Source organism: Sphingobacterium sp. 18053, assembly GCF_902706145.1.
Classification (GTDB): domain Bacteria; phylum Bacteroidota; class Bacteroidia; order Sphingobacteriales; family Sphingobacteriaceae; genus Sphingobacterium; species Sphingobacterium paramultivorum.
Genome location: NZ_CACSJW010000010.1, coordinates 40,466 through 55,392 on the forward strand (window position 1 = coordinate 40,466; position 14,927 = coordinate 55,392).

General features: G+C 38.2%; 16 protein-coding genes. 9 read left to right on the plus strand and 7 right to left on the minus strand.

Annotated elements, in window-relative coordinates; all coding sequences use genetic code 11:
- Positions 1 to 133: 133 nt before the first annotated feature.
- Positions 134 to 397 (plus strand): hypothetical protein, encoded by a 264-nt coding sequence (locus tag GVK91_RS22140; RefSeq protein ID WP_075990905.1) that lies wholly within the window; start codon positions 134 to 136, stop codon positions 395 to 397.
- 24 nt (positions 398 to 421) lie between these two features.
- Here GVK91_RS22140 and GVK91_RS22145 read toward each other — a convergent pair whose 3' ends face one another.
- Positions 422 to 2,530, minus strand: a complete 2,109-nt coding sequence (locus GVK91_RS22145) for a S9 family peptidase (protein ID WP_159731374.1) — start codon at positions 2,528 to 2,530, stop codon at positions 422 to 424.
- A gap of 325 nt (positions 2,531 to 2,855) precedes the next feature.
- Between GVK91_RS22145 and GVK91_RS22150 the strand changes: the two genes are divergently transcribed.
- The 6 genes from GVK91_RS22150 (at position 2,856) to GVK91_RS22175 (ending at position 8,846) form a co-directional block, all read left to right on the plus strand.
- Complete coding sequence (locus tag GVK91_RS22150; RefSeq protein WP_159731376.1) at positions 2,856 to 4,481, plus strand: S8 family serine peptidase; 1,626 nt, start codon at positions 2,856 to 2,858, stop codon at positions 4,479 to 4,481.
- A gap of 80 nt (positions 4,482 to 4,561) precedes the next feature.
- Positions 4,562 to 4,753, plus strand: a complete 192-nt coding sequence (locus GVK91_RS22155) for a hypothetical protein (protein WP_153848161.1) — start codon at positions 4,562 to 4,564, stop codon at positions 4,751 to 4,753.
- 164 nt (positions 4,754 to 4,917) lie between these two features.
- A complete protein-coding gene (nth, locus tag GVK91_RS22160; protein ID WP_153848181.1) occupies positions 4,918 to 5,595 on the plus strand; it encodes an endonuclease III in 678 nt (225 codons plus the stop codon).
- A gap of 67 nt (positions 5,596 to 5,662) precedes the next feature.
- The gene (gene recA, locus GVK91_RS22165; RefSeq protein ID WP_153848162.1) at positions 5,663 to 6,688 is read left to right on the plus strand and encodes a recombinase RecA; all 1,026 of its coding nucleotides are present in this window, start codon (positions 5,663 to 5,665) and stop codon (positions 6,686 to 6,688) included.
- 190 nt (positions 6,689 to 6,878) lie between these two features.
- Positions 6,879 to 7,646 carry an endonuclease/exonuclease/phosphatase family protein gene (locus GVK91_RS22170; RefSeq protein WP_159731378.1) on the plus strand — a complete coding sequence of 256 codons (768 nt, stop codon included), beginning with the start codon at positions 6,879 to 6,881 and terminating at the stop codon, positions 7,644 to 7,646.
- A gap of 18 nt (positions 7,647 to 7,664) precedes the next feature.
- On the plus strand, positions 7,665 to 8,846 hold the full coding sequence (locus tag GVK91_RS22175) for a metallophosphoesterase (RefSeq protein ID WP_159731380.1): 1,182 nt from the start codon (positions 7,665 to 7,667) through the stop codon (positions 8,844 to 8,846).
- A gap of 61 nt (positions 8,847 to 8,907) precedes the next feature.
- Here GVK91_RS22175 and pruA read toward each other — a convergent pair whose 3' ends face one another.
- The 6 genes from pruA to GVK91_RS22205 form a co-directional block, all read right to left on the minus strand.
- Positions 8,908 to 10,545, minus strand: a complete 1,638-nt coding sequence (pruA, locus tag GVK91_RS22180; protein WP_159731382.1) for an L-glutamate gamma-semialdehyde dehydrogenase — start codon at positions 10,543 to 10,545, stop codon at positions 8,908 to 8,910.
- 168 nt (positions 10,546 to 10,713) lie between these two features.
- A complete protein-coding gene (gene msrA, locus GVK91_RS22185) occupies positions 10,714 to 11,373 on the minus strand; it encodes a peptide-methionine (S)-S-oxide reductase MsrA (protein ID WP_159731384.1) in 660 nt (219 codons plus the stop codon).
- Between the two features lie 155 nt (positions 11,374 to 11,528).
- Positions 11,529 to 12,137, minus strand: a complete 609-nt coding sequence (locus GVK91_RS22190) for a superoxide dismutase (protein WP_120333147.1) — start codon at positions 12,135 to 12,137, stop codon at positions 11,529 to 11,531.
- A 101-nt stretch (positions 12,138 to 12,238) separates the two neighbouring features.
- Positions 12,239 to 12,706, minus strand: a complete 468-nt coding sequence (locus GVK91_RS22195) for a nucleoside deaminase (protein WP_046674913.1) — start codon at positions 12,704 to 12,706, stop codon at positions 12,239 to 12,241.
- A gap of 9 nt (positions 12,707 to 12,715) precedes the next feature.
- Positions 12,716 to 13,057, minus strand: a complete 342-nt coding sequence (locus GVK91_RS22200; protein WP_153848168.1) for a tRNA-binding protein — start codon at positions 13,055 to 13,057, stop codon at positions 12,716 to 12,718.
- Positions 13,054 to 13,263 (minus strand): hypothetical protein, encoded by a 210-nt coding sequence (locus GVK91_RS22205; protein ID WP_070561956.1) that lies wholly within the window; start codon positions 13,261 to 13,263, stop codon positions 13,054 to 13,056. The genes GVK91_RS22200 and GVK91_RS22205 overlap by 4 nt, the downstream gene beginning before the upstream one ends.
- Positions 13,264 to 13,350: 87 nt before the next feature.
- Between GVK91_RS22205 and GVK91_RS22210 the strand changes: the two genes are divergently transcribed.
- Both GVK91_RS22210 and GVK91_RS22215 read left to right on the plus strand, forming a co-directional pair.
- Positions 13,351 to 13,947, plus strand: coding sequence for a porin family protein (locus GVK91_RS22210; protein WP_153848169.1), 597 nt, complete (start codon positions 13,351 to 13,353; stop codon positions 13,945 to 13,947).
- A 171-nt stretch (positions 13,948 to 14,118) separates the two neighbouring features.
- Positions 14,119 to 14,889: a succinate dehydrogenase cytochrome b subunit gene (locus GVK91_RS22215; RefSeq protein WP_046674909.1), complete on the plus strand. Its 771-nt coding sequence runs from the start codon at positions 14,119 to 14,121 to the stop codon at positions 14,887 to 14,889.
- Positions 14,890 to 14,927: the final 38 nt, after the last annotated feature.

Here is a 14,927-nt window from a genome sequence, read left to right on the forward strand (position 1 = left end):
TAGTGATATTAATTTGACAATAAAACGGATAAAGGTTTAAGGCTTTATCAATTGGAATTGTTGTTTTTTCTATAGGTTCGTTATTTTTAGTCAAAAACGATACTTTTGTAGGGATCATTTAATGGAGAATAGTATGTCACCGAGTTTAATTTTCTATATTATTTTTGCCGTCCCTTACATTATCTTTATGTATTGGCTCGTCAAACAGGACAAACATAAGTATGCCTGGGGAATAGCAATCATTACTATTGTTGCCCTATTGGCGATCTATGTATCGCAGAAAGCCAGTAAAGTGGCCATGGACAATTATCAACAGCATCAGATCGATTCTAGAGAGATCGAACGGGAAGAGCGTTTACAAAAACAACAGGATAGCATTAATCATGCTCAACAATAAAAAAAGCGGTTAATACCGCTTTTTTTATTGTCCCTTTCTATCATCTGGGATAATCCCTTCCAATTTAAAGAGAAAAGCATATTCCAATGCAATTTCCTTTAAATAGTCAAATCGACCCGATGCCCCACCATGACCATAATCCATATCTGTTTTCAACAATAAAACCGCATCTCCTATTTTAGTAGCTCTCAGTTTTGCTACCCATTTTGCTGGTTCAAAATACTGCACCTGACTATCGTGCAGCCCGGTTGTGACCAATAAATTAGGGTATTCTTTTGCCTCAATGTTTTCATACGGAGAATAGGCCTTCATATAGAAATAAGTTTCCTTCTCATTGGGGTTACCCCATTCATCATACTCGTTTGTAGTCAACGGTATTGTATCGTCCAACATGGTATTCACGACGTCCACAAAAGGCACCTGAGCTATTATGCCATGATATTGCTCGGGTGCAATATTAGCGATTACACCCATCAGCAAACCTCCAGCACTTCCCCCTTGCGCATAGAGATGCTCGGCTGTGCAATAATGCTTTTCAATCAGATATTTACCACAATCCACAAAATCATAAAAGGTATTCATCTTGTGCATCATTTTTCCATCTTCATACCACTGCCGCCCCATTTCTTCACCTCCTCTAATGTGAGCCAAGGCGTAGATAAATCCACGATCCAACAAACTCAGTCGATTGCTCGAAAAGGTAGGGTCCATCGAAGCACCATAGGACCCATAGGCATATTGCAATAATGGAGCTGAACCATCGAGTTTGGTTCCCTTTTTATAAACAATAGAAATTGGCACTTGAATACCATCTCTTGTGGTTGCAAAAACACGTTCGGTGATATGTGCGGTTTGGTCATATCCACCCAAAATCTCCTGTTGCTTTAACAATACTTTCTTCTGCCTAGCCATGTCATATTCATAGACTGAACTCGGTGTCACTAAAGACGTATAGCCATACCGCAACTTGTCACTGTTGTACTCGACATTAATACCTGGATATACCGTATAGGCAACTTCCCCAAAATCCAAGTAGTGCTGTTGTTGACTGTTTAAATCATAAATCGCCAATTGGGTCAATCCATTTTTCCTTTCAGCAATCGCTAGAAAATCCTTAAATTCTTCGATATCGCTGACCAGCACATCTGGTCGATGGTCTATGAATGTATGCCAGTTGCTGCGCTCTGTACGATCTAAGGGACATTGCATGATTTGGAAATTGATGGCCTCATCATTGGTCAGAATTAAAAAGCGATCATCCAGTGCAATGATCGAATACAGAACATTGTGTATCCTTGGCTGAAAAACGCGAAATTCAGCCTGCGGTAAATCAGCATTCAATACCCAGATTTCTGAGGACAATGTTCCTTCTGAATTGATAATAATATATTTTCCATTTTTGGATTTACCAACAGCAATATAATTTGTATTATCTTTCTCTTCATACACCGGTACATCGGCTTTTGGATCGCTGCCCAATGTATGTCGCATAATCTTCTCGCTAAGTAAGGTGATGGGATTTTTGGCCGTATAAAACAAAGTTTGGTTATCATTTCCCCATATCGCAGCCCCCTCTGTATTCTTTATCTGGTCAGGATATATTTCTCCGGTCTCAATATTCTTGATAAATATAGTATATTCCCTCCGAGATACGGTATCCACACTAAAGGCTATCAAACGATTATCCGGACTAACAGAAAATCCCTTTGCCGTATAATATGCATACCCTTGGGCCAGCTGATCTACATCCAACAGCACTTCCTCTTCGCCCTCAAGTGTGCTCTTTTTCCGACAGAATTTGAAATATTGGTTTCCCTCCTCTGTTCGGCTATAATAGTAATAGCCATTTTTGTAATAAGGTACAGACTCGTCTTTTTCCTTAATACGGGACTTCAACTCCTGGAAAAGATTTTCCTGTAAATCTACTGTATCTTGAAGCATCAAACTGGTATAATCGTTTTCCTTTTCCAGATAGTCAATAACTTCTTGAGATTTTTCTCCTTTTTTAAAGTAGTCGATCATCCAGTAATAATCATCTTGAACAGTATCATCATGTATCTTTCTGACATGAGGGTAAATTGCTGACACTGGGGCCATCACATTAGGCCAAACTATTTTCTTATTTTGTTGCATTCGCTCTTTTATACGCTAATCAATATATACTCTTTCTTATCCTAGCTATCTAGATCATCCAAATAAAACAGGAGACTCTTAGAAATGGTTTGAATTTAAGATATTTCGTCAACAGTTTGCCAAGAGATATGGATTATAAATACTTTTAATAAAAATTAACAGTTCAGAAGAAGCATTAGCATTATCTTTGCTATTCTGCTATAGTCAGGAATAAGCGAGTTTACACGCTCATGAGGAAAATTTAAAATAAACAGTAGAAAATAACCGGGTGGGACGCGTGCATTGAAACAAATGAAAGCAAACACTTATAAAGAATTATTTACATATGAATTTAAAAAAATCACTATATCTAATTGCTTTAGGCTCATTGCCACTTATCTCTTTCGGACAATCTGATACCATTCCAGCAAATTGGTTTAATTTGGATTATAAAACGGATGGGGTCATGGGAATCAGTACCGAAAAAACGTATAAAACGTTATTGAAAGGAAGAAAATCTACTCCAGTCATTGTTGGCGTATTGGATGGAGGTGTTGATGTTTATCACGAAGATCTCAAAGATGTTGTGTGGATCAATACGAAAGATAGTCTCGCGAATGGTTTAGATAATGATGGCAATGGCTATATTAATGATAAATACGGGTGGAATTTCATTGGTAACGCAGATGGAAAAGATGTGCAATTCGACAACTTGGAATTGACAAGACAACTTAGGATCCTGGATAAAAAGTTTGCAAATATTACAGCAGCAACAGAACTCAATGAAGCTGGTCGAAAAGCTTTCACTAGTTATCAAAAGATGCTTGCCAAATATAAAAACAAGCTAGAAGAAGCTAAGATGGGCCAATTTTCCTACGATGCGCTCAAACGCAACATAGACGCTGTGGTACGTGAAATAGGTAAAAAGCCCGAAGATATCACACAGGATGATATAGATAATTTCAAAGCAACCACAAACACGCAACGTATCGCACTTGGCTATGCAAAGGATGAAATCAACAACGGCGGCTTCGCCAAATTTTTTGATGATATCACCGAAGGTGCAACATATTTCAACAATCAAGTTGATTATCATTTAAACAAAGCATACGATTCTCGACCTATTGTTGGAGATAATTATGAAGATGCGTCGGAGCGACATTATGGCAACGCTGATGTAAAGGGACCGGATGCATTACATGGTAGCCATGTCGCAGGAATCATTGGTGCAAAACGCAATAATAATATAGGTATCAACGGAGTAGCGGACAATGTTAAGATACTTACCGTTAGACTCGTTCCTGATGGTGATGAGCGTGATAAAGACGTCGCAAATGCTATTCGCTATGCAGCAGATAACGGAGCCAAAGTACTCAACATGAGCTTTGGAAAAAGTTATGCCTATAATAAACAGGCGGTAGATGATGCGATCAAATATGCTGAATCCAAAGATGTACTGCTGGTACATGCCGCGGGGAATGACAGTGAAGATAACGATATAGAACCTAATTTTCCGATGAAGTATTATACGGATGTAAAAGGTGACACAACCGGGGTTGCCAATGCATGGATCACAGTGGGCGCAACCGGCCTTCATTTGGACAATGAACTTTTGGCTGATTTTTCCAATTATGGTAAAAAAACTGTCGATGTTTTCGCACCTGGTGTCCACATCAACTCTACCGTACCGGATTCCAAGTATAAAGAAGAACAGGGCACTAGTATGGCTGCTCCCGTTGTTGCCGGTTTAGCCGCAATGATCCGTTCTTATTATCCCAATTTGAGTGCTGTGGAAACCAAACAGATTATTATGGAATCTGTAGAAAAGCCGAATCAACTGGTGCAGATAAAAGTTGGTGAAGATGCCAGCAAAACGGTTCGATTAGCTGACATCTCGGTCACCGGAGGTATCGTCAATGCATATAATGCCATTATTAAAGCGGAGGAATATACCAACAAAAAGAAAAAATAAATATTTTCTCGTTTTTTATACCAAAACTATCTTTTGTCCGTTTAATTAATTAACTTACAGAGACAAAACAACAGATGCTTATGGTAGAAAATTTTACCCAATCAGAAAACGAAGTTCAAAATTTGCTAACCCAAAACGAGAAGGTAATGACAGACGAGGACATAGAAAATGAATTGAAACTTCAATTACCAAAAATGTTGCTTCATCCAAGCAAAAGATGTGTTGAGAATATCCTTGCATATTCTAAACAACTAGAAAAAAGAAAGGCCTAATCTGGAGATTAGGCCTTATTTTTTTACCTTACGACATCCATGATCAGCTATAGTATAAAACAGCTGTGACTCACCTTACCTTTCACAAACTAAAATCGGTTATTCCCCGTGGACTGGACTTCAAAATTTCTTTTTTGATGGAAATTTTGGCTAGTTTTGAACCGATGTTAAAACAAGAACGATACAAGGCTTTCGTAGATTATTTCTCCAAAAATAGTCCTGACGCACAGACAGAACTCAACTATAGTAATCCATTTGAATTACTGGTTGCTGTTATTTTATCTGCACAGTGTACAGATAAAAGGATCAATCAAGTCACGCCCAAATTGTTTGCACGCTACCCTGATGCACACAGCTTGGCGGCTTCCAGCGTAGACGAGGTGTTTAGCTATATACGATCTGTAAGCTATCCGAATAATAAGGCCAAACACCTTGTGGGGATGGCTCAGCTACTGATTGAAAAGTTCGACAATATTGTACCCGAAAAAATCGAGGATCTTGTGAAACTTCCAGGTGTAGGTCGAAAAACTGCTAATGTCATTTCCTCTGTTGTTTATCATAACCCCGCTATGGCTGTAGACACACATGTTTTTCGTGTTGCAAACCGTCTTGGGCTAACTTATCGTGCGACAACGCCATTGGCCGTGGAAAAACAGTTGGTAAAAAATCTACCCAAAGATACAATTGCGATTGCCCATCATTGGCTGATCTTACATGGACGTTATATATGTCTGGCCCGAAAACCAATGTGTGAGAAATGCCCTATCACTTATATGTGTAAATACTTTGAAAAAAATCACCATATAAAAAGTGTCTCAGCTATACCAGAAACAAAAAACTAATTTTTTTAGTGAAAATATTTGGTTTATGATTTTTAATTTTTAATTTTGAGAAATATATACTAAAAATATGAGCAACACAGATAAACTAAAAGCTTTACAGCTGACGTTAGATAAATTGGAAAAGAACTTTGGAAAAGGTTCAATTATGAAATTAGGGGATACTGCTGTTGAGCCGATCGAGGCTATTTCTACAGGATCTCTAGGTTTGGATATTGCCTTAGGAATTGGCGGTGTACCAAAAGGCCGTATCATTGAAATATATGGACCTGAATCGTCAGGTAAAACTACCTTAGCAACTCACATTGTTGCAGAGGCACAAAAAAAAGGCGGTATTGCAGCAATCATTGATGCTGAGCATGCTTTTGATAAATATTACGCTCAAAAATTAGGCGTAGATGTAGAAAATTTATTGATTTCTCAACCAGATAATGGTGAGCAAGGTTTAGAAATTGCTGATAACCTAATCCGTTCTGGTGCAATCGACGTTATTGTTATTGACTCCGTTGCGGCTTTGGTGCCAAAAGGTGAGATCGAAGGCGAAATGGGTGATTCTAAAATGGGCCTTCAAGCTCGTTTGATGTCTCAGGCTTTACGTAAACTGACCGGTACAATTTCAAAAACAAACTGTTGTTGTATTTTCATCAACCAATTGCGTGAAAAAATTGGTGTGATGTTTGGCAACCCAGAAACAACAACTGGTGGTAATGCATTAAAATTCTACGCTTCTGTACGTTTAGATATCCGTCGTACATCACAAATCAAAGATTCTGATGAAGTATCGGGTAACCGCGTAAAAGTGAAGATTGTAAAAAATAAAGTAGCCCCTCCTTTCCGCATCGCGGAATTTGATATCATCTTTGGTGAAGGTATCTCTAAAGTAGGTGAAATCATTGATTTAGGTGTTGAATATGGCATCATCAAAAAGGCAGGCTCTTGGTTTAGCTATGGTGAGACCAAACTAGGACAAGGTAGAGATGCCGTCAAAGCTTTATTATTCGACAATCCAGACTTAATGGATGAACTTGAAGCTAAAATCCGCGCTGAAGTAACAGGAGAAGATCCAATGCTTAACATCGAGGAAAACCAAGACTAGTTCCTGTAAAAATTAGTATAATGTAGGTAGCCATTCTGTTTAGGATGGCTATTTTTTTTCATGAAGGCTCAAGTGCTTAAATGATTATTTTGTTACATGTCTCAAGTTTTCAATTTGTACTCATAGATTTTATTAATTTTAGCAGGAAGAACTAAAATCCGACATCCAAATGCTAAACTTAATATAAACAATGAACCGTAAACTAATTCCATTCCTCTTGATACTGCTAGGATCAGTATTTCATCTAAATGCACAAACGATACGCGTACTCTCCTTTAATATCCACCATGGGAACCCACCCAGCGAAAAAGAATCAGTTATCAACCTTGACACAATTGCCAAGATTATTAAAAATTCAAAAGCCGATCTCGTAGGGCTTCAAGAAATCGATGTTAATCTCGGTAGGTCTTATTTTGAAAACCAAGCAAAAAAACTCGCAGAATTGACAGACATGCATTATGTATTTTCCAAAGGAATAGATCTTGAAAAAGGCGAATATGGTACTGCTATCCTATCTAAAAGTCCGATTGAACGTGTAGAGAAACACTTTCTGCCCTCCCCTGTGGAAAGCGAAAGGCGCAGTTTATCTATCATCGAAGTTACAATTCACAAAAGGAAAATCCTCTTTGCCAATACACACCTGGATCTAAAGGACAAAAACAAAATCGAACAGGCGAAATTCATCACCAATCGTTTCGAGAATGAAAAATTACCCACCATCCTCGTCGGTGATTTAAACTCCGAGCCCAAAGATCCTGCCATTACGGAGCTTGGTAAAGTATTTAAAAAAACCAGTATCACCAAGGGGTTTACTTTCCCTCAAGACAAGCCCACCACTGAAATCGATTATATCATGATTACTAAATCTGCCGCTGCGAAATTTTCCAACCACCGTATTCTGAACGAACAATATGCGAGTGATCATCGGCCATTATATGTCGAGATAAACATTAAATAACCACTTGTGACCTTAAATATGAATTTTAACAGAAGAAGATTCTTAGAATCCCTGGCTCTGGCCGGGCTTACATTACCTAATATAAGCGTTGCGCAAGAAAAAGACGCCAATGAGGCAGAAAACGAGTTTAGCTTTGTCGTACCTGCCTATCTACAAAATCAAACCGAAACAGGAATCAGTATTTTTACGATTTTGAGCAAAGATGCCTTTGCTTGGCTCGAGATTCTCGACAACACAGGGAATGTCCAAAAAAAGATCTACCAATCCGAGGATGGGATGATCAATGCCAATACTGATTTCTTTCATTTTACTATTGAGGACGCACCCCGATCGTTTCGCTATCGCGTCAAGGCGAAGGAAATCCAAAAATTCGATCCTTATAAAATCGTATACGGTCAAGAAATAGAAAGCCCTATTTTTGAGGCTAAATTAGCCCGGAATAATCAAGAGCAGATTCGATGTCTGGTCTATAACGATGTGCATGAGGAAAAAAGCAGCTATCTTGATCTTATCCCGCGTCAGGATATTTCACCCTATGATTTTTTTGTACTGAATGGTGATTCCTTCCATTATGTCACCAATCAGCAAGATATTACAGAGAAACTACTAAAGCCAATTGAATTTTTTGCGACAAGCAAACCATTCATTATGAATCGGGGAAACCATGAGACAAGGGGATCCTTCGCACGTAATTTCAAACGATATTTTGGTTATCCTGACAATAAGTACTACCAAGCTTTTAAAAGGGGACCTATTTTTTGGATCATGTTGGACAGTGGTGAGGACAAGCCCGATAACCATGAAGTGTACGCCGGAACAGTAGATTATGATAACTACAGAAAAGAACAGGCTAAATGGCTGGAACAGGTCCTCCAGTCCAAGGAAAGAAAGAGAGCCCAACACACGGTCGTCATTAGCCATATTCCAATTTTTCATTCGGATGATTGGCATGGCACCCTGGACAATAGAGCATGTTTTCATCCCCTATTTCAAAAATATAAAATTGATGCCATTATCTCTGGCCATACCCATCAATATGGATACTACCCGGCAGATAAAGACCATAATTATCCTGTTTTTATAGGCGGAGGTCCCAAAGTAGGTAAAAGAACAGTTATCGATGTATCCGGGAACAGCAAGTCACTGGCTATACGGATGACAAGAGACGATGGTACCGAATTGGGATTATTTAAGAAATAGAAAAGGGCGCTTAATTAAGCGTCCTTTTCTATATTTAACAAACCTATAATGCTAGCTTCGCTTATTCTCCTTTTTCCAAGAAAGGATATCTATAATCTGTATCTGGATTAAATGTCTCTTTGATTGTACGTGGAGACACCCAACGAAGCAAGTTGATCATTGATCCCGCTTTGTCGTTTGTACCCGAGCCTCTAGCACCGCCAAACGGTTGTTGACCTACGACAGCACCTGTACACTTATCGTTCACGTAGAAGTTACCAGCGGCATGTCTCAATTTATCTGTTGCTAAACTAATGGCATAGCGGTCTTGTGCTATAATCGATCCTGTCAAGGCATAAATAGATGTTGTATCAACAATATCTAAAGTTTCTTCAAACTTAGCATCCTCGTAAATATATACGGTCAATACAGGTCCGAATAACTCCTCAACCATCGTTTCGTAATCTGGTTTTGAAGCCTCAATGATTGTTGGATGAATGAAATACCCTTTAGATTTATCGTATGTACCGCCCACTACAATTTCTGCTTCATTAGATTCTTTAGCTTTGTCGATATACTTCGCTAATTTATCAAATGACTTTTCATCAATTACAGCATTGAAAAAGTTTGTAAAATCTTCTGTTCCACCGATTGTAAAAGATTTTACGTCAGTAGTCATAGATTCTTTCAATGCCGGCCACAATGATTTTGGAATATATGCACGTGATGCTGCAGAACATTTTTGACCTTGGTATTCAAAAGCGCCACGAACTAAAGCCGTATTCGCCACTTTTAAATCAGCCGAAGGGTGTACAACGATAAAATCCTTACCACCAGTCTCACCAACAATACGTGGATATGTTTTATAACGGTGGATATTGTTACCGATCGTTTTCCAGATATCTTGGAATACTCCTGTTGAACCGGTAAAGTGGATACCAGCGAAATCAGGGTGTTGGAAAATCACATCGCCAGCGTCAGGACCTGAAACATATACCAAGTTGATTACACCATCCGGAAGCCCAGCTTCACGGAAGATTTTCATCAATACATTTGCTGAATAGATTTGTGTATTGGATGGTTTCCATACCACAACATTTCCCATCATTGCAACACAAGAAGGTAGATTACCCGCAATAGCTGTAAAATTGAATGGAGTCAATGCAAATACAAAACCTTCAAGAGGACGTTGTTCTACACGGTTCCAAACACCTTTACCAGATACTGGAGGTTGTTGTTTATAGATTTCACTAAGATATTGCACATTGAAACGCAAGAAATCTATGATTTCACATGCCGAATCAATTTCTGCCTGATATGGGTTCTTCGATTGCCCCAACATTGTAGCAGCATTCAACTCATAACGATATTTTCCCGAAATCAATTCAGCAGCCTTTAAGAATATCGCAGCACGATCTTCCCAAGTAAGATTTTCCCAATCTTTTTTTGCGGCTAAAGCTGCATTGATTGCATCTGTAACGTGAGATTTATCGCCTTGATTGTATTGACCTAAAATATGTTGGTGGTCATGTGGAGGAGCTAGGTTTACTTTTTTAGAAGTAGTGATTTCTTTACCACCAATATACATTGGGATATCGATTTGTTTAGAACGTGCCTCATCAATTGCTGCTTTCAACAATTTACGTTCTTTCGTTCCGACAGCGTATGTGTACACCGGTTCATTGGTAGGAACAGGAACTGTAAAAAATCCTTTAGACATATTACAATTATTTATTATTCATCCAAAAAAATGCTATTTAACAGTCATGAAGCTATCAAGTTTGTTTAACCATTATTTACATAAGAAACCATGGTTTCAACTTATTAGCATGATACTAAATAGCGCTAATAGAAGTAAAATTACCTCAAATTTTATGAATACCCAAAGTTACTGTCCCGCTTTGAGCACAGTGGAAAAGATACGTTTAAATTTTTCCAATTTCGGTTTAATGACCAATTGGCAATAGGGTTCTTTTCCATTTAATCTATAATAATCTTGATGATAGTCTTCTGCCGGATAAAATACTGTTGCCGGAACTACTTCGGTTACAATGGGTTTGTTAAAAACTTTTTCTTTCTCCAAGACCGAAAGATAATATTGAGTCTTGTCAAGCTGCTCTTTATCGTGTACAAAAATAGCCGAACGATATTGCGTGCCAACATCATTTCCCTGACGATTGAGCTCCGTTGGGTCATGTGCCACAAAAAAGGCTTCCAATAATCTGTCGTAGCTGATCACTTTAGGATCAAAAATAATATTGGTTGCTTCTGCGTGTCCTGTACTCCCGGTACAAACCTGCGCATAACTTGGATTTGCTACCCATCCGCCAGTATATCCTGAAACAACATTTACAACACCCTTTAACTCCTTAAACTGTGCCTCAGTACACCAAAAACATCCCGCCGCAAATGTCGCCGTATCCAAACTTGCCCTATTTTTTGCAGGTAATTTGGTGAAATCAGGTTTCTTTACCCGCGGCCCCTGTTGCTGCCCCTGACAAGAGTTCAATGCAAAAAGTACTGTTAAAAATATCAGAATATTTCTCATAAATAGCTATCTTTCTTCCATCCGTTTTTCTTCCTTTAATTATTGGAGTCAAATTGATGTTCTATAAACAAACACTAACGACGTTTTGTTTCTAAAATAGAAAAGCGACAATAATAACTTATTGTCGCTTTTCTATTTTTCTATCAAATGATCACTTATTTTGCTGCAGCATAGTTTTGTGCTACTGCATCCCAATTGATAACATTAAAGATTTCCTCTAAATACGCCGGACGCTTATTTTGGAATTTCAAATAATAAGCATGCTCCCAAACGTCGATACCTAAGATAGGCGTGCCTTTTACCTCAGCAACATCCATCAATGGATTGTCTTGGTTTGGTGTAGAAGTTACAGCTAATTTACCATCAGCACCAACAATTAACCAAGCCCATCCTGATCCAAAACGAGTTGCACCAGCAGCTTGAAGTTGCTTTTTCAATTCATCAAATGAACCAAAAGTAGCATTGATTGCTTCAGCTAACTCACCTGTTGGAGCTCCGCCAGCATTTGGGCCTAAAACTTTCCAAAACAAAGAGTGGTTGTAGTGACCACCACCGTTGTTACGTACTGCCGCAGAATATTTACTTACATTTTTGATGATATCCAATAACGATAGGTTTTCTGCGTCTGTTCCTGCGATTGCTTTATTTAAGTTATCCACATATGCCTGATGGTGTCTGTCATGGTGGATTTCCATTGTAGTTTTGTCAATATGTGGTTCCAATGCGTCGGCTGCGTATGGTAACGCTTCTAATTCAAATGCCATATCTATTTTAATTTAAATGTTTATTACTTCGTTTATATATACAAATATAACATAATATACACGGTTATGTTTTTATGTATTACAATAAATCCATTATCTCTCTACCGTTTTTGACGAAAAAATGATTTTACCAGATCAGCACATTCTTCCTGCAAAACGCCATGTGTAATGACAGTTTTGGGGTGTAATATTTTATCGTGAAAATGAGAATAACCACGCTTTTCATCTTTGGCTCCATAGACTATTTTACCAATATGTGTCCAATAGGCCGCTCCGGCACACATAATACAAGGTTCAATAGTAACATATAATGTACATTCATCCAGGTATTTGCCTCCAAGGTAATTTGCAGCTGCCGTAAAAGCCTGCATCTCAGCGTGAGCTGTCACATCATTCAATCGCTGCGTCAAATTATGACCTTTCCCTATAACACGTCCTCGATGAACAATAACCGCCCCAATAGGTACCTCTCCCTCTTCGTACGCAACCTTAGCTTCATTCAATGCCATACGCATGAACGACTCGTCACTATCGATGAGTTGTGTTCCTTCAAAATCTATAAATGTCATGGTACAAACTTAACTAAGTTTAGATCCATTTGGTAATTTTTTGTCGACTGATGTCAAAATAATATCTCCATTTTCGTCAGGAAATCCTGTTACCAAGCACTCAGAAAAGAAATTAGCAATCTGCTTTCTGGGGAAGTTTATGACTGCAACCACTTGCTTTCCGATCAGCTCCTCTTTGTTATAGTGTACTGTAATCTGGGCACTACTCTGTAATATACCGATTTCATCTCCAAAATCTAGTTCCAGTTGATAAGCTGGTTTCTTCGCTTTTGGAAAGTCTTTTGCATCCAGGATCGTTCCTACCCGTAAATCCACTTTCTCGAAATCGCCCCAACTAATGGCATCACTCATAATCGGTTGCTACTAATATCCTGAATCTCTTTACCTATTGTAAACAAAACATATGAAGGTTTTCTTCCCAAACGTAAAGACAATCTATTGATCAGTTTATCTTCCTCTCCTGCTTGAAAAGCTAAATCTTCATCACTTAAGTGGTTGTACTTGCGACGGAGTTTTTCTTTGGCTACTTGCCATTGTTCTTCGTTAATTTTCAGCATAACTAAGATTTAGGTATAAAATTTGTATATCTTTACTGAACTGTAAAAGTTTGTTTAAAGATACAATATATACATAAATAAAAGATTATGAAAAAGATTTTACCAGCATTACTTTTGATTTGTGGTAGCGTAGCAACGGCACAAGCGCAGCTTCTGCCCGGGTTTGAGGTGGGTGTAAAAGGAGGCTTGAACTTCTCTAAGCTTAAAAGCGATGGCAAATATTTCAATTCAGACACAAAAGCAGGCTACCAAGCAGGTCTTTATGGACGTGTTGGTGTATTGGGATTCCATATTCAACCTGAGGTTTATTTAACCGGTAAAAACACGACAGTGAAAGCTGAGAATGGCGAATCGACAGATGTAAAATTTACAACGGTTGATGTTCCTATTTTATTGGGCAAGCGCTTTGGTTTGGGCCCTATCGGAGCAAGAATCCAGACTGGTCCTATATTTTCATTTAAAGTAGATGACAAGCAAGATAAAGTCATTGATCAGTTGAACCCAAATAACTATAAAAAGAGTGGTACTTCTTGGGCCTTCGGTGTAGGTGCTGACATTTCAAGCTTACGTGTCGATGTAAGATACGAAATGGGCTTAAACAAAGTCAACAATGAGAGCCAGGCAAATCCAAAAATTAACATGTGGAGTATCGGTTTAGGCTATAGATTATTCAGTATTCTATAGTTCGTTAAACACTGTTCATATACCGTTAGAAAGTCCGTTTTTATTCAAAACGGACTTTTTATTTCAATAAACTTTAGAACCGTTCTAAATTGTTGCTTTTTCTTGTCAAAATGGTATCATATTTAATAGCAAATAGTAGATTTGCCTAATTCAAATTAAATTACAAGGATAATGAGTAAATCAAAGCCAGTTTTCAGTTCTTCGATTGGGAAGAAGCTAATCATGAGCTTAACAGGAATCTTCCTATGTTTATTCCTAGTTGTTCACTTGGTTGGTAACTTGCAATTATTTAAAGATGATGCGGGTCTAGCGTTCAACAAGTACGCCTATTTTATGACTCACTTTACACCAATCAAAGTTGTTTCTTACTTATTGTATGCTTCGGTAATTGTTCACGTCATCTACGCCATTACATTGTCGATGAAAAACAAGGCCGCTCGTCCTATTGGTTATGCCAAATATGATGGTCAAGCAAACAGCAAGTGGAATTCACGCAACATGGGTATCTTAGGTACTGTCATTTTAGTATTCTTAGCTACGCACATGTCTAATTTTTGGTGGAAGTTTCACAATGATGAAGTGCCGTACATTGAATACCGTACTGATTTGGCAACTGGACAAACCACAGCGAGAGAACTTCAAGCTTCTGAATTCCACGACTACCAAGAAACGGTAGAAAACAATGTTCAAATCTTAAAAGCGAGAGATTTGTACAAGCAAGTTGACTTTGCATTCAAAAATGTTGCATTGGTAGCTTTGTATGTTATTGCGATGGCAGCTTTGGCATTCCACTTAATTCATGGTTTCCAATCTGCATTCCAAACTTTAGGTTTTAACCACAGAAGATATATTGGAATCATCAGAGCAATCGGTGTTTGGGTATTTGGGGTATTAATTCCAATTGGCTTTGCAATAATGCCATTGTTTTTCTTCTTTAAATAATTCAGAATCTTTTAAGATAAAGCTCTGGCTTTATCGAT